This window comes from Streptomyces sp. NPDC050448, assembly GCF_040655295.1.
GTDB lineage: Bacteria > Actinomycetota > Actinomycetes > Streptomycetales > Streptomycetaceae > Streptomyces.
In genome coordinates, this window is sequence record NZ_JBFAJR010000006.1 from 48,903 (window position 1) to 69,418 (window position 20,516).

Sequence of the window (20,516 nt, forward strand, 5' to 3'; positions counted from 1 at the left end):
ACCTGCCGAACCGGCCCGATGAGGGAGCACTCGTACATGTCCATGATCCGGTATCGCCGCGGCGCCGCCGCGACCGGCGCCCTCGCGCTGGCGCTCACCCTGGGGGCCTGCTCCTCCGGCAAGCCCGCCCCGGGAGCGGGAACGGGAACGGGCAAGAAGGCGGACGGCCCGATATCCATCGCGTACCTGCAGAAGCAGGGCGACCAGGAGTACTTCGTCTCCGAGGCCGCGGGCGCCAGGAAGAAGGCCGACGAGCTGGGCATCAAGCTCACCGTCGTCAACCTCGGCAACGACGCCTCGAAGACCATCACCGAGGTCAAGTCGGCGATCGCGCAGAAGAACTCGGGCATCATCATCGTCGTGCCGGAGTCGGCCGTCGGCCCACAGGTCGCCGCCGAGGCCGGGAAGGCGGGGATCCCCCTGCTCACCTCCGACGACCAGGTGTGCGTCAGCGGGCCCAAGCCCGCGACGTGCGGCAAGGCCGATCTGGTGGCACGCGTGGGCTTCTCGGGGGTCCAGATGGGCGGCGAGGTCGGGAAGCGGGCCGCGGCCGAATTCGCGACGGCGGGCTGGAGCCCCGCGGACACCCGGATCGTCTACGCGTGGAAGCAGGACACCACCGTCTGCACGGACCGGATCAACGGGGCCAAGGCCGCGTGGAAGGAGGCCGGCGGCCCCGAGGTCCAGACGATCGAGCTCGGTACGGACAACACCCCGGCGGGCGCGCAGGCCAAGGTCGAGGCGACGGTGACGGCCAACCAGGGCGTCAAGCACTGGGTGGTCATGGGCTGCAACGACGAGAACGTCTCCGGCGCGGTCAAGGGACTGAACAACGCGGGCGTCAAGGGCGCGGACATCGTCGGTGTCGGCCTCGGCGCCTATCTGGCCTGCAAGGACTGGCAGGCGGGCGCCGACAACGGGATGAAGGCCGCGCTCTACATCCCCGGCGACGAGGTGGGCAAACTGGCCGTCCAGGCGATGTACGACCGGCTCAAGAACGGTACGGAGTTCGCCCCCGAGGCCTTCGCCCCGACCCGGATGGTCGATGCGGGCACCTGGCGGGACGCCGGATTCGGCTGCAAGTGATGGCCCCCGCCGCCGCCCCGGCAACCGGGGTCCCGCCTGCCGCCGGACTGCGCGTGGCCCGCGTCGCCAAGAGCTTCGCCGGGGTCCCGGCCCTGCGCGACATCAGTCTGGACTTCCCGGCGGGCTCGGTCACCGCGCTGATGGGCGAGAACGGCGCCGGCAAGTCCACCCTGCTGAAGATCGTCTGCGGTGACCACCCGGCCGACTCCGGCACGGTCCACGTCGACGGCAGCGAGGTACGGCTCCGCTCCCCGGCCGACGCCCGGGCGGCCGGCGTCCGGCTCATCCCCCAGGAGCCGGAGATCGTCCCGCACCTCACGGTCGCCGAGAACGTCTACCTCGGCGCCCTGCCGACCCGCGCCGGCCGCCGCTTCGACCGGGCGGCCCTGCGCCACCGGCTCCGGGAGGACCTGGTCCGGATCGGCTTCGCACACGTCCTCGACGCGGACACCCCGGGCATCCTCCTCACTCCGGCCCAGCGCCAACTGGTCGAGATCCTGCGGGCGTTGACCGGGAAGGCGAAGGTGGTGGCCTTCGACGAGCCCACCTCCTCCCTCTCCGAGCACGAGGTGGAGGCCCTGTTCGCACTGATCCGCAGACTGCGCGGGCAGGGCCTCGCCGTCATCTACGTGTCCCACCGCATGCAGGAGATCTTCCGGCTGGCCGACCGGGTGGCCGTCCTGCGCGACGGGGCACTCGTCGGCGTCAAGGACGCCGCTGTCACGGACGAGGGGGACATCGTACGGATGATGGTCGGCCGGGACCTGTCCGTCACCCGGAGGGGTCTCGCCCGCCCGCACGTGGCCACCGACCGGGTCGTCCTGGACGTACGCGAGGTCACCACCGACGACGTGCGCGGAATCAGCCTCCAGGTCCGGGCGGGTGAGGTGGTGGCCCTGGCCGGGCTGGTCGGCGCCGGGCGCTCCGAACTGGCCCGCGCGCTGATCGGCGACCTCCCGCTGCGCCGTGGAACGGTCTCGGTGCGGGGCGAGGAGCTGCGGCTGCGCCGGCCGTCCGACGCCATCCGCGCGGGCATCGGCCTCGCCCCCGAGGAGCGCAAGGCGCAGGCGCTGTTCCTCGACCGGTCGGTCCGCGACAACATCGCGCTCGTCGTGCTGGACCGGCTGCGCCGCCTGCGCTTCGTGCGCCGGGCGGCCGAACAGGAGCTCGCCCGGGAGTACACCGGCCGGCTGAGGGTGCGCACCCCGTCCGTGGAGCGGGAGGTACGCACGCTCTCCGGCGGCAACCAGCAGAAGGTGGTGCTCGCCCGCTGGCTGGCCCGGCGGCCGGCCGTGCTGATCCTCGACGAACCCACCCGTGGCATCGACGTCGGTGCGAAGGCCGAGATCTACCGGATCATCGCGGACCTCGCCGAAGCCGGGGTGGCGCTCCTGGTCATCTCCTCCGAGCTGCCGGAGGTGTTGGGGCTGGCCGACCGGGTGCTGGTGATGCAGGGCGGCAGGATCACCGGCGAGCTCGACCGGGCCGAGGCCACCGAGGAGGCCGTCCTCGCCCTGGCGATGGCCGACGACCTGACCACGACGGCGACGGGCAACGGAGGAGCCAAGTGAACGCGAACACGGCGACCGCGGGAGGCGGCATGCCCGACGGCGCTGCCGGCGGGATGTCCGACGGCACGACCGACAGCACGCCTGACGGCACGGCCGGCGGCACGGCCGGCGCGAAGTCTGCCGAGGCGTCCGATCCGCGCGGCACCCCGGGCGCCGCCGGCCAAGGCGGGCCGGCGGCGGGCCCCGGGCAGCGGATCGGCTCGCTCCTCGGCGCCGTCGGCGGCCAGAACCTCAGCCTGATCGGCGCCCTGGTGCTGGTGCTGGCCCTCTTCGGCTGGCTCAACCCCGCCTATCTCACGTGGGCCAACATCAAGGTCATCGGCGACGCGGTGACCATCTCCGGGCTGCTCGCCCTCGTCCAGACCGTGGTGATCATCTGCGGCGCGCTGGACATCTCCGTCGGCTCCCAGGTCGGCGTGGCCTCCGTGGTCTCCGCCATGGTCTTCACCTCCACCGGCGGGAGCGCCCTGCTCGCCGTCGCCGCCGCGCTCGGCGCGGGGCTGCTGGCCGGACTCCTCAACGGCGCGGTCATCGTCTTCGGCCGGGTCAACCCGGTCATCGCGACGCTGGCGACCCTTGCCGCGTACAAGGGGGTCGCCCAGCTGCTGTCCAAGGGCGCGGCGCAGGGGTACGTCAGCAACGACGACGTCTTCGTCTTCCTCGCGAACGGTGCGATCGCGGGAATCCCCGTGCTGCTGTGGGTGCTCGCCGTGGTCACCCTCGCCATCCACCTGCTGCTCAAGTCGACCGACATCGGCCGCAACATCTACGCCATCGGCGGCAACGACACCGCCGCCCGGCTGGCCGGGATCGACATCAACAAGTACCTGATCGCCGTCTACGGCCTGGCAGGGGTGGTCGCCGCGGTCGCCGGCGTCCTGCTGACCGCCCGGACCGGGTTCGGCCACCCCGTTTCCGGCAGCGAGGGCCTCGAGCTGAAGGCGATCACGGCCGCCGCCCTCGGCGGCTGCCTCCTGGCGGGCGGCAAGGGCGGGGTCGGCGGCACCCTGCTCGCCATCACCCTGCTCGGCGCACTGGACAACGGCCTGACCGTGCAGGGCGTCAACCCGTTCTGGCAGAACGTCGCCCAGGGCGCCCTGCTCGTGGTCGCCGTGGTGATCCAGAAGCGGCGTGCCGGGGAGCGGGCCGTGGGGCTGCCCACCTGACGGCGAGTCATGCGACGGCGGGCCGCGTCCCCACGGCCCGCCGTCCACCTCGTTCAACCAATGAACTCCCGGCGCGTGGACGCCCTTTCCCGGTTCAAAGTCTTGACGCCCGCAGAGGCGGGGAGCACAGTGTCCAGCGGCGCTGCCTGAGAGCGCTCTCACGGAGCGGCTCCCGACCCCACCGAAGCTCCGGCCGCGCCTCCCCCCGCACTGCGCCTCACGGCGCCTCAGAGAGGGCATCCATGCGTCACTCATCCAGTGGAAAGCGGTCGTCCGTCCGGCGGGCCGTCATCGCCGCGCTCAGCACGATGGCCGTGGCCGCAGCGGCCGCGGCCGTGGTCACCCTGCCCGCCAGCGCCGCCGCTCCCCCGCCCCCGGCGGGCTGGTCCCAGGTGTTCCTGGACGATTTCAACGGGGCCGCCGGCTCCGGCGTGAACACCGCCGACTGGCAGTACACCACCGGCACCGGCTACCCCGGCGGACCCGCCAACTTCGGTACGGGCGAGGTCGAGACGATGACCGCGAGCACCGACAACGTCTCCCTCGACGGCGCCGGGAACCTGCGGATCACCCCGCGCAGGGACGCCGCCGGCAACTGGACCTCCGGCCGCATCGAGACCCGGCGTGCCGATTTCCAGCCCGAGGCGGGCGGGAAGCTGCGCACCGAGGCCCGGATCCAGATGCCGAACGTCACGGGAGCGGCCGCGAAGGGCTACTGGCCGGCGTTCTGGATGCTCGGCGCGCCCTACCGCGGCAACTGGTGGAACTGGCCCGGCATCGGTGAGCTCGACATCATGGAGAACGTCCAGGGCATCAACAACGAGTGGGCCACGATGCACTGCGGCACGAGCCCGGGCGGCCCGTGCAACGAGACGTCCGGCATCGGCGGTCAGCGCGTCTGCACCGGCACCACCTGCCAGGGCGGCTTCCACACGTACGCGGTGGAGTGGGACCGGTCCACCGCCGTGGAGGAGATGCGCTTCTACCTCGACGGGGTCAACTTCCACACCGTGCGGGCGAATCAGGTGGACACCGCCACCTGGACCAACGCCACGAACCACGGCTACTTCATCATCCTGAACGTCGCCATGGGCGGCGGCTTCCCGGACGCCTTCGGCGGCGGTCCCGACGCGGGCACCCAGCCCGGCAACGCGATGGTCGTCGACTACGTGTCCGTACTCCGGTCGACGGGCGGCACGACCCCGCCGACCACGCCCCCGACCACGCCGCCCACCACACCCCCGTCCGGCAGCCGCGACGCGTACAGCGCCATCGAGGCCGAGTCGTACGACGGCCAGGCCGGGCTGGCCACGGAGACCACCACCGACACCGGCGGCGGCCGGAACGTGAGCACGATCGCCAACGGCGACTGGGCCCTGTACAAGGGGGTCGACTTCGGCTCCAGTGCGGCGAGGCAGTTCTACGGACGGGTCGCCTGCGGGGCGGCCGGCGGGGTCAGCGGGCTCGTCGAGGTCCGGCTGGACAGCCGCACCGGCCCGCCGATCGGCAGTTTCTCGGTCGCGAACACCGGCGGCTGGCAGAGCTGGAGGACCGTTCCGGCGAACATCAGCGCCGTCACCGGCACGCACGACGTCTACCTGACCTTCACCAGCGGCCAGAGCGCCGACTACGTGAACGTCAACTGGTTCGACTTCGGCCACTGACGGGACCGAGGAGGCGTTCATGAACACACGGCAACCGCTCCCGCCGCGCCACCGCAGCCTCCTCCCGCTGACCGTGCTGGCCGCGCTGATCGCCCTGGTGGGGGCCGTCCTGTTCGCGCCGGCCCCGACCCGGGCCGCCGCCGGCGCGGCCGACTACAAGCAGGGCGTCACCGCCCAGGGCGCCGGCCCGGCGCAGATCCGGTTCACGCCGGCCACCCCGGCCGCGCCGGTGGACGTCCACTACCTGCCGGGCGGGGGGCCGGGCCGGCAGAACTTCCGGATGGCGGACAACGGCCCGGCAGCAGACCGTCGGCGGTCTGGCCTGCGGCTTCACCCTCGAGTACTGGTCCACGTACGAGAAGGACGGACCGCTCCACGACACACCGCACTTCACCGGTGACCGCCGACCGTACCGCCGGGAGCGCTCTCAGGCCCCCGGCGGTACGGGTTACCCTGCTGTCCGGCGAGCCAACAGCCCCCGGACACGCAGGAGGAGCGCCCGTGCCCGAACAGCTTCCCGGTCACCGCCCCACGCTGGAGGCCGTGGCGGAGCGCGCCGGGGTCTCCCGGGCCACCGCGTCCCGTGTCGTCAACGGCGGCGAGGGCGTCCGCGCGCATCTGGTGGAGAAGGTCCGCGAGGCCGTCCGTGAGCTCGGGTACGTGCCGAATCCCGCGGCCCGCACCCTGGTCACGCGGCGCACCGGGGCCGTCGCGGTGATCATCGCCGAGCCGGAGATCCGGATCTTCTCCGACCCGTTCTTCTCCCGCCAGGTCCGCGGCATCAGCAAGGAGCTGACCGCGCACGACACGCAGCTGGTCCTGCTGCTGGTGGAGGACCGGGGGGACTACGACCGCATCGAGCGCTACCTGGCCGGCGGCCATGTCGACGGGGCGCTCGCCTTCTCGCTGCACACCGACGACCCGCTGCCCGCGATCACCCGCCGCATCGGCATGCCCACGGTCTACGGCGGCCGGCCGGGCTGGACCGCCGGGCCGGGGGAGCACGGCGGTGTCGCGTACGTCGACGCGGACAACCGCGGCGGCGCCCGCGAGGCCGTGCGGTACCTGCTGGAACAGGGCCGGCGGCGGATCGCGCACATCGCGGGCCCGCTGGACCAGACCTCGGCGGTGGACCGGCTCGACGGCTACCGGGACGTGCTGCTCGACGCCGATCCGGCGCTGATCGCGGAGGGGGACTTCACCGCGGCGGGCGGGGCCCGTGCGATGGCCGGGCTGCTGGAGCGCTGCCCGGATCTCGACGCGGTGTTCGCCTCGAACGACCTGATGGCGACGGGCGCCCTGCGGGTACTGCGGGAGCGCTGCCTCGCCGTGCCCGGGGACGTGGCGCTCGTCGGCTTCGACGATACCGAACTGGTGGCGGAGACCGCCGATCCGCCGCTGACGACCGTGCGCCAGGACATCGAGGGCATGGGGCGCCTGATGGCCCGGCTGCTGCTGCGCACCCTCGACACGGCGCAGGGCGAGCGCACCGTGCCCGCCTCGGTGGTCACTCCGACGGCGCTGGTGCGCCGTGCGTCCGCCTGATCCGCCGGGCCGGGGTGGGGCGGGGCGGGGCGGCGTGAACTCGCCGTGCAGGGCGGGTGATTGCGGACGAAAGCGCGCTGTTGCGCGTACAACTCTTGACGGGGCCCGGGCTGCGGGTGCACGCTCCAGTCGCGTTCTGAGAGCGCTCTCAATCTGGCGTAGTCCCACCCCCGCACCCTGCCTGTCCAGGCCAAGGAGGCCGCCCCATGTCCATCCCCAGAACCGCCCCGAGAGCCGTGATCCGCCTCGGCGCCGTCGCGCTCACCGGAGTGCTCCTGGCCGCCTGCGGATCCGGGTCCGGGTCGGGCGCCGCGTCCTCCGACGCGGCGGGCGGCGCCGTCACGCTCACCGTCGACCTGTTCGGCGCGTTCGGCTACCAGGAAGCCGGGCTGTACGCCGAGTACGAGCAGCTCCACCCGGGCATCAAGATCAAGCAGACGGACACCGAGGACGAGAAGGACTACTGGAAGTCCCTCCAGACCCGCCTCGCGGGCGGCGGCGGCCTGGCCGACGTCCAGGGCATCGAGGTCGGCCGGATCGCGTCGGTCACCCAGCAGCAGGCCGGCAAGTTCGTGGACCTGAACCAGTACGGGGCCGGGGCGCTCAAGGACGAGTTCGCCCCCGCCAAGTGGTCGGCCGCGACCACCAAGGACGGCAAGGTGCTGGGCCTGGGCACGGACGTCGGCCCCGAGGCCATGTGCTACCGCAGCGACCTGTTCCGGGCCGCAGGACTGCCCACGGACCGCACCGAGCTGGCAGCGCGGTGGGCCACGTGGGACGGCTACCTCGAACTCGGCCGCCAGTACAAGGAGAAGGCGCCGGCCGGCAGCGCCTGGCTCGACAGCGTGGGCAGCCTGAACGCGGTCATGGTCGGCCAGCAGAAGGAGCGCTACTACGACGCCTCGGGCGCCCTGGTCTACGAGAACAGCCCCGCCGTGAAGACCGCGTGGGACGCCTCGGTCAAGGCGGCCGGCGACGGGCTCAGCGCCAAGCTGGACCAGTGGTCGCCGCCGTGGAACCAGGCGTTCTCCTCGGGGTCCTTCGCCACCATGCCCTGCCCCGCCTGGATGCTCGGCTACATCAAGGGCCAGGCCGGGGACGCGGGCAAGGGCAAGTGGGACGTCGCGAAGCTGCCAGGCGGCGCGGGCAACTGGGGCGGCTCCTACCTGGCGGTCCCGGGCGCCGCCCGGCACAAGAAGGAGGCGTACGAGCTGATCAAGTGGCTCACCGCGCCCGAGCAGCAGACCAAGGTCTTCCGCAAGCAGGGCAACTTCCCGTCGGCCACCAAGTCCATCACCGGGATAGCCGACGCCAGGGACCCCTACTTCTCCGATGCGCCGATCGGCCAGATCTTCGGCGACGCCGCCGAGAAGGCCCCGGTCCAGGTGCTCGGCCTGCACGACAAGGACATCGCCGACCAGATCGACAACGCGCTGAGCGAGGTCGAGCGCAAGGGCACGGCTCCCGAGACGGCGTGGTCGAACGCGAAGAGAGCCATCAAGAATGCCCTCGGCTGAGCCGCTGCCCCGACGGCGCGGCCGGCGGGCCGCGCTGTCCCCGTACGCCTTCCTCGCTCCCTTCTTCACCCTGTTCGCCGCGTTCGGGATCTTCCCCCTGCTCTACACGGCGTACGTCTCCCTCTACCGCGCCGAACTGCAGACCCCCGGCGAGCTGGAGTGGCGCGGCCTCGGCAACTACACGGCGCTGTTCACCGACCCGTTCTTCTGGACGGCGCTGCGCAACACGTTCACCATCGGCGTCCTGTCCACGGTGCCCCAACTGCTGATGGCGCTGGGCCTGGCCCACCTCCTCAACTACCGGCTGCGTGCACGGACCTTCTTCCGTACGGCACTGCTGCTGCCGTACGCGACCTCGGTCGCCGCCGCGTCGCTGATCTTCGCGCAGCTCTTCGGGCGCGATTTCGGACTCGTCAACCACCTGCTGGACCTGGCCGGTTTCCATCCGGTCGACTGGCAGACCGGTACGACGGCCTCCCAGATCGCCGTCTCGTCCATCGTCGTCTGGCGCTGGACCGGCTACAACGCGCTGATCTACCTGGCGGGCATGCAGACGATCCCGACCGAGCTGTACGAGGCGGCCGAGGTCGACGGGGCCTCCCGCCGACGGCAGTTCTTCCATGTGACACTGCCCGGGCTGCGCCCCACGATCGTGTTCACCTCGATCGTCTCGACGATCGGCGCCACCCAGCTCTTCGGCGAGCCGCTGCTGTTCGAGGGCTCGATGTCCGGCGGCATCTCGCACCAGTACCAGACCCTCGGCCTGTACATGTACGAGCAGGGCTGGGGCTTCTTCCACCTGGGCCGGGCGGCGGCCATCGCCTGGGTGATGTTCCTGCTGATCGTGGTGCTGGTCGGGGTCAACGCCCTGGCCGTGCGCCGCCGTTCCCGTAAGGAGGCCGGCCGATGAGCGCACACGTCTCCGCCCGGCGTGGCGGAAGGCTCACGTACGCGGTCCTGATCTGCGCGGTGCTGGTCTCGGGATTCCCGCTGTACTGGACCCTCGTCGCCGCGAGCCGCTCCAACGCCGAGCTGGCGCGCCCGATGCCGGCGCTGCTGCCCGGTCCGCGCCTCCTGGACAATCTGCAGGCCGTCCTGGACGAGGCGGCGATCGGCAAGGCGCTGCTCAACTCGCTCATCGTCTCGGGGGCGATCACCGTCGGCACGGTGCTGTGCTCCACGCTGGCCGGGTTCGCCTTCGCCAAACTGCGCTTCCGGGGCCGCGGGGCGCTGCTCGGTGCCGTCGTCGCCTCGATGATGATCCCGCCGCAGCTCGGGGTGATCCCGCTCTTCATGCTGATCGTCAAGCTGCACTGGGTGAACCAGCTGCAGGCCGTCGTCCTGCCCGGGCTCGTCTCGGCCTTCGGCGTGTTCTTCATGCGCCAGTTCCTGGCGCAGTCGCTGCCGGACGAGCTGATCGAGGCGGCCCGGGTGGACGGGGCCTCGCACGCCCGGATCTTCTGGTCGGTCGTCGTGCCGATCGCCCGCCCGGCCATGGCGGTCCTGGGCCTGCTCACCTTCATGACGGCCTGGAACGACTTCTTCTGGCCGATCGTCGCTCTCTCTTCGCAGGAGCCGACCGTCCAGGTCGCCCTGCGCCAGCTGGGCGGCGGCTACGTCCACGACCAGTCCGTGATCATGGCGGGCACCCTGCTCGGCACCCTGCCCGTGCTGCTGGTCTTCGGACTGCTCGGCCGGCAGATCGTCGGCGGCATCATGCAGGGCGCGGTCAAGGGCTGACGCAGCCGCCCCGGCCTTCCCCTCACCTCCCTGGAGTCTCCCCATGACCACGCTCGACGCGTCTCCCGTCACGAAGACGGGCCTCACCTTCCCGGCCGGCTTCCGCTGGGGCACGGCCACCGCCGCGTACCAGATCGAGGGCGCGGCCGCCCTGTACGGCCGGACGCCCTCCATCTGGGACACCTTCAGCCGCACCCCCGGCAAGGTCCTGGGCGGCGATACCGGGGACACGGCCGCCGACCACTACCACCGCATGTCCGAGGACGTGGCCCTGCTCCGACGGCTCGGCGTGAGCGACTACCGCTTCTCGGTGGCCTGGCCGCGGGTCCAGCCCACCGGTCGGGGGCCCGCCGTCCAGCAGGGCCTGGACTTCTACCGGCGGCTCGTCGACGAGCTGCTGGCCGCCGGGATCCGGCCGGTCGCCACCCTCTACCACTGGGACCTGCCACAGGAACTCGAAGACCTGGGGGGCTGGCCGCGGCGGGAGACCGCCGAGCGCTTCGCCGAGTACGCGGGGCTCGTGGCCGGGGCGCTCGGCGACCGGGTGGCCAGCTGGACCACCCTCAACGAGCCCTGGTGCGCGGCCTTCCTCGGCTACGCGTCCGGGGTGCACGCCCCGGGCCGCACCGAGCCGGAGTCCGCGCTGCGGGCCGCGCACCACCTGAACCTGGCCCACGGCCTGGGCGTGGCGGCGCTGCGCGCGGTCCTCCCCCGGTCGGCCGAGGTCTCGCTGACGCTGAACCTGCACGCGCTGCGGCCGCTGACACGCTCCGCCGCGGACCTGGACGCGGTGCGCCGGATCGACGCGGTGGGCAACAGGCTCTTCCTCGACCCGGTGTTCCACGGGCGCCTGCCGCAGGACCTGGTCCGCGACACCGCCGGGGTGACCGACTGGTCCTTCGTACGGGACGGCGATCTGGCCGCCGCCGCAGCGCCGATCGACTGGCTGGGCATCAACTACTACTCCCCGACGGTGGTCGCGGCCGCCGAGCCGGGGAACCGGGTCCCGTCCGCCGGGCCGTCGCCGTGGGTGGGCGCCGAGGGGCACGTTCGCTTCCTGCCCGCGCCGGGGCCGCGGACGGCCATGGACTGGCCCGTGGACGCGGGTGGCCTGCACGAGCTGCTGATCCGGCTGCGCGACGAACTGCCTGGCGTACCGCTGCTGATCACGGAGAACGGCGCGGCGTACGTCGACTACACCGACCCGGAGGGCGATGTGCACGATCCGGAGCGGATCGACTACCTGCACGGCCACCTGGCTTCTGTGCACCGGGCGATCGCCGACGGGGCCGATGTGCGCGGGTACTTCGTGTGGTCGCTGCTGGACAACTTCGAGTGGGCATACGGCTACAGCAAGCGGTTCGGCCTCGTCCACGTCGACTTCGCGACCCAGCGGCGCACGCTGAAGGACAGCGCCCGCTGGTACGCCGACGTCATCGCCCGGGGCGGTCTGCCAGCCTGACCACCGCCGCGTGCCCCCGGGTGCGCAGGCACCAGGTGCCGGCTCCGGTGATCAGGACCGCGTCGTACGGGCCGAGGGCGACGGGCCCTGTTGCGGCTCCTGCTCCGGCTCCTGCTCCGGCTTCGGCTCCGGCTCCGGCTCCGGCTCCGAGTTCCGCCGGGCCCTGGAGCGCGACCACCAGCAGGGTCTCCCCCGGGGCGGCGGTGAGCACGAGGGCGCCCCGTACGACCGCGGTGTCCGCCTGCACGCGGTCCCGGCGGTACATTACGTTGAAGTTCACGACGGGGCCGTCGAGGAGCCGGCAGCCGGTGGGGACGTCGCCGGGGAAGTCCTGCGGCGCGTAGCGCTCGTCGACGAGGCGGCGGGCGCCGGACACGGTGAGGTCCATGCCCGCGCCCTCGGCCAGCGTCAGCGTGCGGTCGACGCCGGGGAAGGCCGAGAAGGGCCCGTCGGCGGCCACCTCCGCGAGGCTGACCCGCCACCCGAAGTCGGCCATGCCGGCGCCCTCGGGCCGGGCCGCGATCTCCCGGGTCACCCCGCCGCCGTTCTTCCATGCGACGGCCGCGCGGTCGCCCGCACGCAGGATCCGGACCTCGTTGCCGCCCGTCATGGCGCTGTTCCTTCCGTCGGGTACGCACCGCCCCGTGCGGGGCGGTGCGTACCCCGGGCGGCCGGGGCGAGCCTATCTACCCCACCGAGAGGTCGTCGCCGTACACCGGGCCCTGGCCGTACCAGCCGTGGAGGTAGACGGTGACCGTCCCGGAGGCGCCCGTCGTGAAGGGCACCGTCAGCTTCGACCAGCCGGTCGAGCTGGTCCACGTACTGGCGCCCGCGCCGCCGCGGACGCCCAGGTAGGCGTAGCTGCCCTGGACCCAGCCGCCGAGCGTGTACGTGGTGTTCGGGGCGAGGGTCAGGGTCTGGGTGCACTCCCCGGTCTGTGAGGAAGCGGGCGCGGTCTTCAGCGCGTACGAGCCCCCGTGGGCCGGGGCGACCACCACCGCGCCGCCGCTCTCGCACGTCCACGGGGCGAGCGCGCCGCTTTCGAATCCGCCGTTGGCCAGCGCCCCGCTGCCGCCGCCCGGCCCGGAGACCGTGAGGGTGAAGGCGGCCGTGTGCGTGAGCCCGCCCGCCGTACCGGTGACGGTGATCGGGTAGGTGCCCGGTGCTGCCGAGGCCGAGGCGGCGACCGTGAGCCGGGCCGAGCCACCTGCCGTCACCGAGGCCGGGTCGAGGGTGGCCGTCACTCCGGCGGGCGCGCCGGAGGCAGTCAGCGCGACGGTGTGCGCGGTGCCGGAGACGACCGCCGTGTTCACGGTGGCGGAGGTGGAGCCGCCGGGGGTGACGGAGGCCGAGCCGGGCGCGACGGCGAGTGAGAAGTCGTCGGCGACGGGACCTCCGCCGCCGGTGAAGGGCGCGAAGGCGTGGCTGAAGTACCAGGGGTCCTGGACGATGCCCGAGCAGGTGTCGGAGCCGCCGGTACCGGGGCAGCCGCCGTTGTCGCGCTGCAGCGCCCAGAAGGACAGGGTGCTGATGCCCTTGCCGGCGGCCCAGTTGTAGACGGCGGTGGCGTCGGCGGTGGTGAAGGTCTCGGCGGGGCCGTAGTCGTCGATGCCCGGCATCTCGGTGACACCGATCATGCTCCAGAGCTGCGCGGGGGTCTTGGCCGGATACAGGCCGGCGAGCTGGTCGTGGAGCCCGGTGGCGGCGGTCCGGGTGTCGTCGGCCATGTCGTGGGTGGCGCCGTCGTAGTAGTCGAAGGTCATCAGGTTCACGACGTCGACCTGCGCGCCCGCCGTCTCGGCGCTCTTGAGGACCGCCAGTCCGCTGCTCGCGAGGCCGGCCGTGGTGGTGGGCAGGGTGTACGAGACCTGCAGCGGGCGGCCGTTCGCGGCGGCCCAGCCCTGGACCTTCTTGATGGCCTGGTTGCGCCGGTCGACACCCGCCTTGTCGGTCAGCGAGTTGTCCTCGATGTCCATGTCGAGCCGGGAGACCTCGTAGGTGGTGATCACCTTCTCGTACGCGGCGGCGATCGCGTCCACGCTGGTGCAGCTGTCGGCGATCTCGGTGCCTCCGTTGTCGGCCGCGTATCCGCCGAAGGAGGGGATCACGTCGCCGCCGCGGGAGCGGATCGTGGCGAAGTCGGCGCCGAAGACGGAGGCGGAGACGGGCTGTCCCTTGTCGCCGTTCCAGTACGGGGTGCAGGAGCCCTTGGCCTCGGTCTGCACGAACGCCATGGTCAGGTACTTCGCGCCGGATTTCTGGGCGAGGTCGGCGGGGCTGCCGGAGGAGTACGCCTCGAAGTACGGGGCGAAGACGTGCGCGGGCAGCGGGGTCGCGGCGTGGGCGGCGCCGCCGGTCCCGAGGACGAGGCCGGCGGACGCGAGGACCGTGGTCAGGGCCGCGGATAAGGCATGCAGGGGCCTGGGACGTCTCATCGGTGCTCCCGGTGGGGCGTGAGCGAACGGGCGGACGCCCTATGATTGGTCTGGACCAAGCACGGGTCAAGGGTCCAGACCTTTTCGGTTGCCGCGGCGGGAAGGGGAGTTACAGCGGGCGCCGGGTGGTGTGGGGCAGCGAGAAGTATCCGGGGCGCCCGAAGCCGGGCGGGGTGCCCTCGGCGGCGTCCGTGTCGATCGCGTAGATCATGAGGGGGCTGCTGCCGCTGGGGCCCGTGACGGTGGCGCGGAGCCGGTAGCGCTCGGTGCGGACGGCGTCGCGGGCCAGGGCGGCGCCGCCCTCGTAGAGGTGGGCCGGCTGGGCGTCGGTGGCCAGGCGCAGGTCCACGGCGCGCCAGGCTCCGGTGGCCGGGTCCCGCCGTTCCAGGACGAACGGGGCGGCGGGTCCGGGCAGATCGCCGGGCTCGCCGGTCAGGGGCTCCATCTGGAAGGCGACCAGCAGGTGCCGGTAGGCCTGGGAGTTGCCGCCCCGGACGGTGACCGTGAACTCCTGCGCCGGGCCGCCGCGGACCAGGTTCAGCCCGCCGCCCGCGGCGGCCGCGGTCAGGGACAGCCGGGTCGCGGGGGCGGGGACCGCCGCCGCGGCCGGTGTCTTCGCGGGTGCCGCCGAGGACGTGGGCGTGGAGGCGGGCGTGGAGGCGGGCGTGGGCGCCGGTGAGGACACGGCCGGGGTCCCCGCCCCGGTCGCGGTCGGCGACGGGGAGCCCGAGGGCGGGGCGCCCGACGACCGGACGGGAGCGGCCGGGATGTCCGGGTGGCCGGTGCATGCCGTCAGGACGGCCGACAGTGCCGCCAGTACCGCCGAGGCGATCAGCAGACGGGGGCTGACGTGCATGGTGGCCCTCCTACGGCTCCCGTGAGGGCAGGACCGTAGCAAGGGCGGCTCACCGGTGCGCAGATGCGGCGCATGACGCTTCGGTCACGGTTGCCGGCCGGGGCCGGGGCCTCGGCCGGCGCCGGAGCCCCCGTACTCCCGCGCCCGCCGTGGACGGTCAGCCCTTGAACTCCTCCTGACGGACCGGCGAGGCCTCGGCGAGGGCCTTCACGACGGCGTCGGCCCCCGCCCGCAGCCCGTACACGGGCGTGCCGGGCTGCTGGCGCCAGGAATCGTCGAGGCCGCCCGCGTCGACGGAGTCGAAGCCCAGTTCGTCGATGAGCGCCCGGACGGCCTGCTTCGCCGCCTCGTCGTCGCCGGCGACCGGGAGGGCCATCCGGTCCGGGTCCCCGGCCGGGCGGTGCCGGTCCAGGATGTCCTGGGCGTACGTCCCGTTGAAGGCCTTGACCACCGGGTGCCCGAGGTGGCGTTCGCTCCAGCGGCTCTCGGTCAGGCCCTCGTCCTCGATCTCGGCAATGCGTCCGTCGCGCCGCTTCGGGTAGTAGTTCCCGGTCTCGATGACGACGACGTCCTTCGCCGCCTGGTCGAAGAGTCCGGCGGGCAGGTTCGGCACGTTCTTCAGGGGGATGGTGACCACGACGACTTCCGCGTCCCGGGCCGCCTCCGCGACCGTGACCGGCGTGGCTCCGGTCTCCTTGGCGAGGTCGGCCAGGGTCTCGGGGCCGCGGGAGTTCGCCAAGGACACCTCGTGTCCGAGGGCGGTCAGGCGGCGGGTGAGGTTGCCGCCGATGTTGCCTGCGCCGATGATGCCGATCTTCATGAGCTCTCCAGTGCGTGCAGGGTGGTCGGGTTCTGCGAGGAGTCCGAACCACGGGGATTCGCCGCGCATTCCGCGTACGGGCCCCCGCCCTCGGATCCCGGTACGAGTGGCCGGTTCCCAGCCGTACGGAACCGGCCATGGATTTCAGCCATGCCCGCGCCCTGAAATCACCTTCGGATGCCGCACGTTGACATCCGGGCACGGAATTCGTTTACGCGTGAACATTCCAGTGAACCGGATGCGACTTCACGGAACTCCAGAGTGACGACGGGAAAGAGAAATGCTGGAGGGGGCCGGAAACAAGCCGGCCACGACTCGACTTTCACAAGATCCTTTATGTAGGGTTTCCTTCATTCGCCGCCCACCAGGTCGGCGAGCAGGCGCGGCCGACCACCGCCTCCGTCCTGCTCGTTCGCGAAATACGTGACCCGACACGAGGGACCATCATGCGGTTCCGGCATTCGGGGCCGCCGAGTATTGGGCACGGCCCGGAAACCGTAGTTCTCAGACCGTCCAAACCCACCGGCCTGCTTGCCGCTCCTCTGCTGCGTGCGGTGCGGGACGAGGAACCGCCCGCCACCGCACGCGCCGCGTTGCAGACGTGCGTCCTGCGGCTGCGCAGGCCATTCACGAAGTACGGCATATCCACGACCGCCACCGAGGCCGTGCCCAGCGGATACCGGATGCACCACGACAGCGAGACCTTCGACCGCGCGCTCTTCCGCACCCCGACCGCGCCGGCGCCGGCCGGTCCCGTGTCGGACAGCGGCTGGCGCGGGGTGCCCACGACCCGCCCGGGCCGCCAGGGCCTGGCGCCCGCGCCCGGGTTCGCCGGGCGCGAGACCGACCGCGCGGCCATGGCCGCACAGCCGAGGGCGGCGCCCCTGGCCCGCCTGGGTTCGCCCCGATAGGCGGCTGTACGCCATCTCCGTCGCATTCAGGCCATTTCGCACGTTCCGAGAACCGTCCGCCGGGGTGGCGGCGTCGGTGGGTTCAGTGCGGCCGACCGCACTGGCACGTACGCGGCACCGAGCACTCGGCAACGCGTAACTTCTTGGGGCACTTCAGTTCTGTCTCATCACTCGTCCCTCGGACCGGTGAAGGGTGTCCGCGTCGCCCTCTGCTGACTGCTATCTCTCGTCTCTCAGATGTCTCGGGAGGCAACAGGCATGCAGCTGTACGCGGTTGACACGGCGGTGGTGCGCCGGTATTTGGACAGCCCGGTCTTGACGGGTGACCAGGCGGCTCGGCTGCTGGAGCTTCGAGGGATCTCGAACGGCACACCGATCTATCTGGACGTCGAGACGATGATGCCGGTGGAGCCGCTGTGTTCGTGGGGCAGGAACATGTCGTACGCCGATCTGGCCGACAGCACCTTGAAGGACTACGGGCGGATCATGGCCCGGTTCAGCGCTCACCAGGCCACGCGTGTGAGCGACGCGCTGTCGGCCACGGAGTCCGATCTCGTGGCCTACAAGAAGCAGCGCACTCAGTTGCAGGAGAAGCCGGTCGGCACCTCGGTGTGGTCGAAGGAGTCGTCGGTGCTGGACCAGTTCTTCACCTTCGCGGTCGAGCAGCGGTACCTGCGGCGCCGGCCGATGCGGGTGGCGGCGCGAGGGCGTAATGCGCTGAGTCCGCGGACGCGGCGGGGAATGGACATCCGGCATCTGAGTCTGGGGCAGTACCGCTACTTCAGGGATGTCGGTCTTGGCGGGCAGTGCCCGGACTCGTCGCTCAGCCGGTCCTATCGGGGCAGCTCCCCGCACCGCGACCGGGCGGGCGCGGATCTGGCCTTGTGCAGCGGCATGCGGTGGCAGGAGTGGGCCACGGTTCTTCTGCCCGAGCTGGGCCTGGGCGTGGACCGGTGCGCAGAGGAGGCGGAGTTCACGGTCCAGGCGTGCGCGAAGTACGGGAAGGAGCGTGGAATCTTCGTTCCCGAGCAGGCCGTGCGGACGGTCGAGACCTACTGCTTGCTGGAGCGGAAGGAGTTCACTGCGGCGGCTGCCAGGCGGCTGGAGCGCCAGCATCGGGAGCTGTTCGTCGTCTCCCGCGTGGATGCGGAGACGGGTCGGATCCACGGCATGCTCGACGGTATGGCGCAGGTGTTCTCGATGCAGGCGATGCCGCCGCGCCTTCGCCGGATCACGGTCTGGGAGGGCGAGTTCGGGCTGGAGGCGATGGCGGTGTTCCTGTGTCGGGGCGGGCTGATGCCGGGAGCGGACTCCTGGAAGCGGTACCGGCACGCGGCCTGGCGCCGGATGGTGGCCCTGGCTGATGAGACGACGCCGCGGCTGCCCGCGAAGAGGTGGCGCTGGCACGATCTGCGTCACACGTACGCGCTGCAGCTGCTCACCTATCTGGAGCAGCAGATGGACGGAGTCGAGCCTGACATGGTTGCGCGGCGTCGGCGTCACCGCTCGTATTTGAGTGGGCATATCCGCTACAACCCGTTGTTGATCGTGAGTCGGCGGCTTGGTCATTCCAGTCCGGAAACCACGTACGCGTATCTGGAGTACACCGACGATCTGGTGCAGGAGTATGAGGCGGCGTTCGCCGGGTGGGTCGATGACCCGGGTGAGGAGGCCACGTACGCGCAGATCGCCGCCAGGGCCTTCCGTGTGGAGAAGTCGCCGGTGGGGGTGGGCTGATGGCGCGCGTGAAGTGGCAGAGGTCGGCTGAGTGGACAGCGTTTCTGCGTCAGGCGCTGGGGGCTCCGGGCGGGGACGACCGCCTGGGCGTTCGCGTGGTGGCGGTCAATGACCAGGGTCGCGAGCGCCTGCACTATGTCGATCCGGCGGATTACCGATGTTCACGGCTGGCTGCTCAGCTCGCCGATGAATGGGTCGATTACGTCGCGGTCACCGGTCTGTCGGCCTCGGCGTCCCGTGACTACGTGCGCGCGGTCGACCTGGTGTGCTCCGCGATGGACGGTGCGTGCGAGGAGGCGGCATCCCTGTCGCTGGAGTCGGCGGATCTGCTGCCTTTGCTGGCTCGGTGGGAGCGCACCCTGCCGGCCTCTTACCAGGAAGGGTCGCGTCAGGCGGGGGTAACGGCGTCGTGCCTGAGGGTCCTCATCGTGCGGCGGGAGGACCATCCCGAGCGGAGGCTGGATCAATCCCTCGCCAGGTTCGCCCGCGGCCGTTGCTTGACGCCGTGGGGTGATACCTCGGAGCGGGACGAGTTCAGCCGGGCCGACAAGCGGGCGTTGGTCAGGGCCGCGTGGCAGGAGGTGCACGCCCTGGAGAAGCGGCTCGCCGATGGCTGGTCTCTGGCGGCGCAGGGCCGGCATCCGGATGAAGGGGACTGGCTCCATGTGCCGGATCTGCTGTGGGGACTGTCGCGAGGAGTGATCGCGCCACGGCAGATCGGAGATACGCTCCCCACGCTCACCGCGCAGTGGCCCGACGCGTTGCGCGAGATGGTGCTCAGAGCGGACGGAACGGTAGCGAAGCGTCGGGCCAGACGGGATGTGATTCTGCGGCTGCTCGCGCGCCTGTATCCCACGAATCTCGATCTTCACGCCTTCCGGGTCCTGCTGATGGACGCCACCGGGCACGCCTCGGAGGAGGTCACAGGCTTCGGCGCGCAGGACATCGAGTTCCTCCCCAAGGGTGTACGCCTGACACTGGTCAAGGACCGCGCTTCGCGGGTACGCCATCGCGCCTTCCGGGACGCCTCAGAGCCCCTGAACACCGATCAAGGTGAGGTGACGGCGAGCGAGTTGCTTGATGGGCCGCGCCGAGAGGTGAGCGCGATCGTGCGCCGGCTGCTGGCGGTCACGGAGAAGGTCCGGGAGCGGTGCCCGGAGGTGAGCGACACCCTGTTCGTCCGTCCTTCACTTGTGTATTACGACCTGCGCTTCGGCCGCTGGAACTCCAATATGCAGGGCCAACGTTTCACCGACTGGCTTCACGCGGTCGGCGTCACGGTCGACGGGGAGGCCCATATCGGGCGGCTGCGGAAGTCCACCAAGGTCGAGAAGGCCATCGTCTCCGGCGGCCGGATCAGCGTCGCCGCCGACGACCACCTCGAGGAGACCTTCGCCGGGCACTACGCCCAGGGCACCACGCTGCGGATCCTGTCCGGCAAGGTGATCACCACAGCCCAGGACCACTGGTTCCAGCAGGCGGTGGAGGGGCCGACCCTGATCTCGTCCGACGCGGCCGAGATCACCGAAGACAGCAAACGGCTGCAGGCACTTGGGCTGGACAAGGAGCAGGCGGACGCCATTGTCCAGGGCGAACTCGACATGGGCGTCTCACACTGCAAGAACCCGTGGGATTCACCCTTCAGCCCGCCCGGCGAGCTGTGCGCTGTGGCGCCGCTACGCTGCCTGGAGTGCCGCAACGCGTGGCTGCTGCCCAGCCAGCTGCCGCAGCTGATGCTGTTCGCCGAGCACCTGGAGACGGTGCGCCAGCGGCTTGACCCGAAGACGTTCACCCGGCTGTGGGGCCAGTCCTACATCAACCTGCGAGCCGCCCTGGACGAGCGCACCGAGGAAGAGAAGGACCTCGCCCGGAAGCACATCACCGCTGGTGAGGTCTCACTCGACCTCCCGCTGGCCGCACATGTGGAGTTCGACGCATGATCATCCCGAGTTCCGGGGAGAGCGCCCGGTCCCTGTTCCGCCCGGACGAACCCGTTGTCCAGAGTC

16 protein-coding genes and 1 pseudogene are annotated in these 20,516 nt (G+C 71.6%); 13 read left to right on the plus strand and 4 right to left on the minus strand.

What is annotated here, in order from left to right; genetic code table 11:
- The first annotated feature begins 36 nt into the window (after positions 1–36).
- From AB0I68_RS10105 to AB0I68_RS10150, 10 genes are all read left to right on the plus strand, one after another.
- Positions 37–1,086 carry a substrate-binding domain-containing protein gene (locus AB0I68_RS10105; RefSeq protein WP_363176757.1) on the plus strand — a complete coding sequence of 350 codons (1,050 nt, stop codon included), beginning with the start codon at positions 37–39 and terminating at the stop codon, positions 1,084–1,086.
- Positions 1,086–2,657, plus strand: a complete 1,572-nt coding sequence (locus AB0I68_RS10110) for a sugar ABC transporter ATP-binding protein (protein ID WP_363176759.1) — start codon at positions 1,086–1,088, stop codon at positions 2,655–2,657. The genes AB0I68_RS10105 and AB0I68_RS10110 overlap by 1 nt, the downstream gene beginning before the upstream one ends.
- Positions 2,654–3,823, plus strand: coding sequence for an ABC transporter permease (locus tag AB0I68_RS10115; protein WP_363176760.1), 1,170 nt, complete (start codon positions 2,654–2,656; stop codon positions 3,821–3,823). Before AB0I68_RS10110 ends, AB0I68_RS10115 begins: the two co-directional genes overlap by 4 nt.
- A 242-nt stretch (positions 3,824–4,065) precedes the next feature.
- A complete protein-coding gene (locus AB0I68_RS10120) occupies positions 4,066–5,487 on the plus strand; it encodes a glycoside hydrolase family 16 protein (RefSeq protein ID WP_363176761.1) in 1,422 nt (473 codons plus the stop codon).
- Positions 5,488–5,506: 19 nt separating this feature from the next.
- Positions 5,507–5,887, plus strand: a complete 381-nt coding sequence (locus AB0I68_RS10125; RefSeq protein WP_363176762.1) for a hypothetical protein — start codon at positions 5,507–5,509, stop codon at positions 5,885–5,887.
- A 101-nt stretch (positions 5,888–5,988) separates the two neighbouring features.
- A complete protein-coding gene (locus AB0I68_RS10130) occupies positions 5,989–7,032 on the plus strand; it encodes a LacI family DNA-binding transcriptional regulator (protein ID WP_363176763.1) in 1,044 nt (347 codons plus the stop codon).
- A gap of 206 nt (positions 7,033–7,238) precedes the next feature.
- Positions 7,239–8,549: an extracellular solute-binding protein gene (locus AB0I68_RS10135; protein ID WP_363176765.1), complete on the plus strand. Its 1,311-nt coding sequence runs from the start codon at positions 7,239–7,241 to the stop codon at positions 8,547–8,549.
- Positions 8,536–9,459, plus strand: coding sequence for a sugar ABC transporter permease (locus AB0I68_RS10140; RefSeq protein WP_363176766.1), 924 nt, complete (start codon positions 8,536–8,538; stop codon positions 9,457–9,459). Before AB0I68_RS10135 ends, AB0I68_RS10140 begins: the two co-directional genes overlap by 14 nt.
- The gene (locus AB0I68_RS10145) at positions 9,456–10,289 is read left to right on the plus strand and encodes a carbohydrate ABC transporter permease (protein ID WP_363176767.1); all 834 of its coding nucleotides are present in this window, start codon (positions 9,456–9,458) and stop codon (positions 10,287–10,289) included. The genes AB0I68_RS10140 and AB0I68_RS10145 overlap by 4 nt, the downstream gene beginning before the upstream one ends.
- 43 nt (positions 10,290–10,332) lie before the next feature.
- Positions 10,333–11,751 (plus strand): GH1 family beta-glucosidase, encoded by a 1,419-nt coding sequence (locus AB0I68_RS10150; RefSeq protein ID WP_363176768.1) that lies wholly within the window; start codon positions 10,333–10,335, stop codon positions 11,749–11,751.
- Here AB0I68_RS10150 and AB0I68_RS10155 read toward each other — a convergent pair.
- The 4 genes from AB0I68_RS10155 to AB0I68_RS10170 all read right to left on the minus strand — a co-directional run bounded on the left by AB0I68_RS10155 (position 11,723) and on the right by AB0I68_RS10170 (position 15,862).
- Complete coding sequence (locus tag AB0I68_RS10155) at positions 11,723–12,361, minus strand: HutD family protein (RefSeq protein ID WP_363176769.1); 639 nt, start codon at positions 12,359–12,361, stop codon at positions 11,723–11,725. The genes AB0I68_RS10150 and AB0I68_RS10155 overlap by 29 nt on opposite strands.
- Positions 12,362–12,437: 76 nt before the next feature.
- A complete protein-coding gene (locus tag AB0I68_RS10160; protein ID WP_363176770.1) occupies positions 12,438–14,186 on the minus strand; it encodes a glycosyl hydrolase family 18 protein in 1,749 nt (582 codons plus the stop codon).
- Between the two features lie 109 nt (positions 14,187–14,295).
- The gene (locus AB0I68_RS10165; RefSeq protein WP_363176771.1) at positions 14,296–15,042 is read right to left on the minus strand and encodes a hypothetical protein; all 747 of its coding nucleotides are present in this window, start codon (positions 15,040–15,042) and stop codon (positions 14,296–14,298) included.
- Positions 15,043–15,199: 157 nt separating this feature from the next.
- Positions 15,200–15,862: an NAD(P)-binding domain-containing protein gene (locus tag AB0I68_RS10170; protein ID WP_363176772.1), complete on the minus strand. Its 663-nt coding sequence runs from the start codon at positions 15,860–15,862 to the stop codon at positions 15,200–15,202.
- A gap of 446 nt (positions 15,863–16,308) precedes the next feature.
- Between AB0I68_RS10170 and AB0I68_RS10175 the strand changes: the two are divergent.
- From AB0I68_RS10175 to AB0I68_RS10185, 3 genes and pseudogenes are all read left to right on the plus strand, one after another.
- Positions 16,309–16,548 (plus strand): annotated as a pseudogene (locus AB0I68_RS10175) (AfsR family transcriptional regulator); the annotation flags it as partial.
- 483 nt (positions 16,549–17,031) lie between these two features.
- Positions 17,032–18,510 (plus strand): hypothetical protein, encoded by a 1,479-nt coding sequence (locus AB0I68_RS10180; RefSeq protein WP_363176773.1) that lies wholly within the window; start codon positions 17,032–17,034, stop codon positions 18,508–18,510.
- Positions 18,510–20,450: a hypothetical protein gene (locus AB0I68_RS10185; protein ID WP_363176774.1), complete on the plus strand. Its 1,941-nt coding sequence runs from the start codon at positions 18,510–18,512 to the stop codon at positions 20,448–20,450. Before AB0I68_RS10180 ends, AB0I68_RS10185 begins: the two co-directional genes overlap by 1 nt.
- The last annotated feature ends 66 nt before the right edge of the window (positions 20,451–20,516 follow it).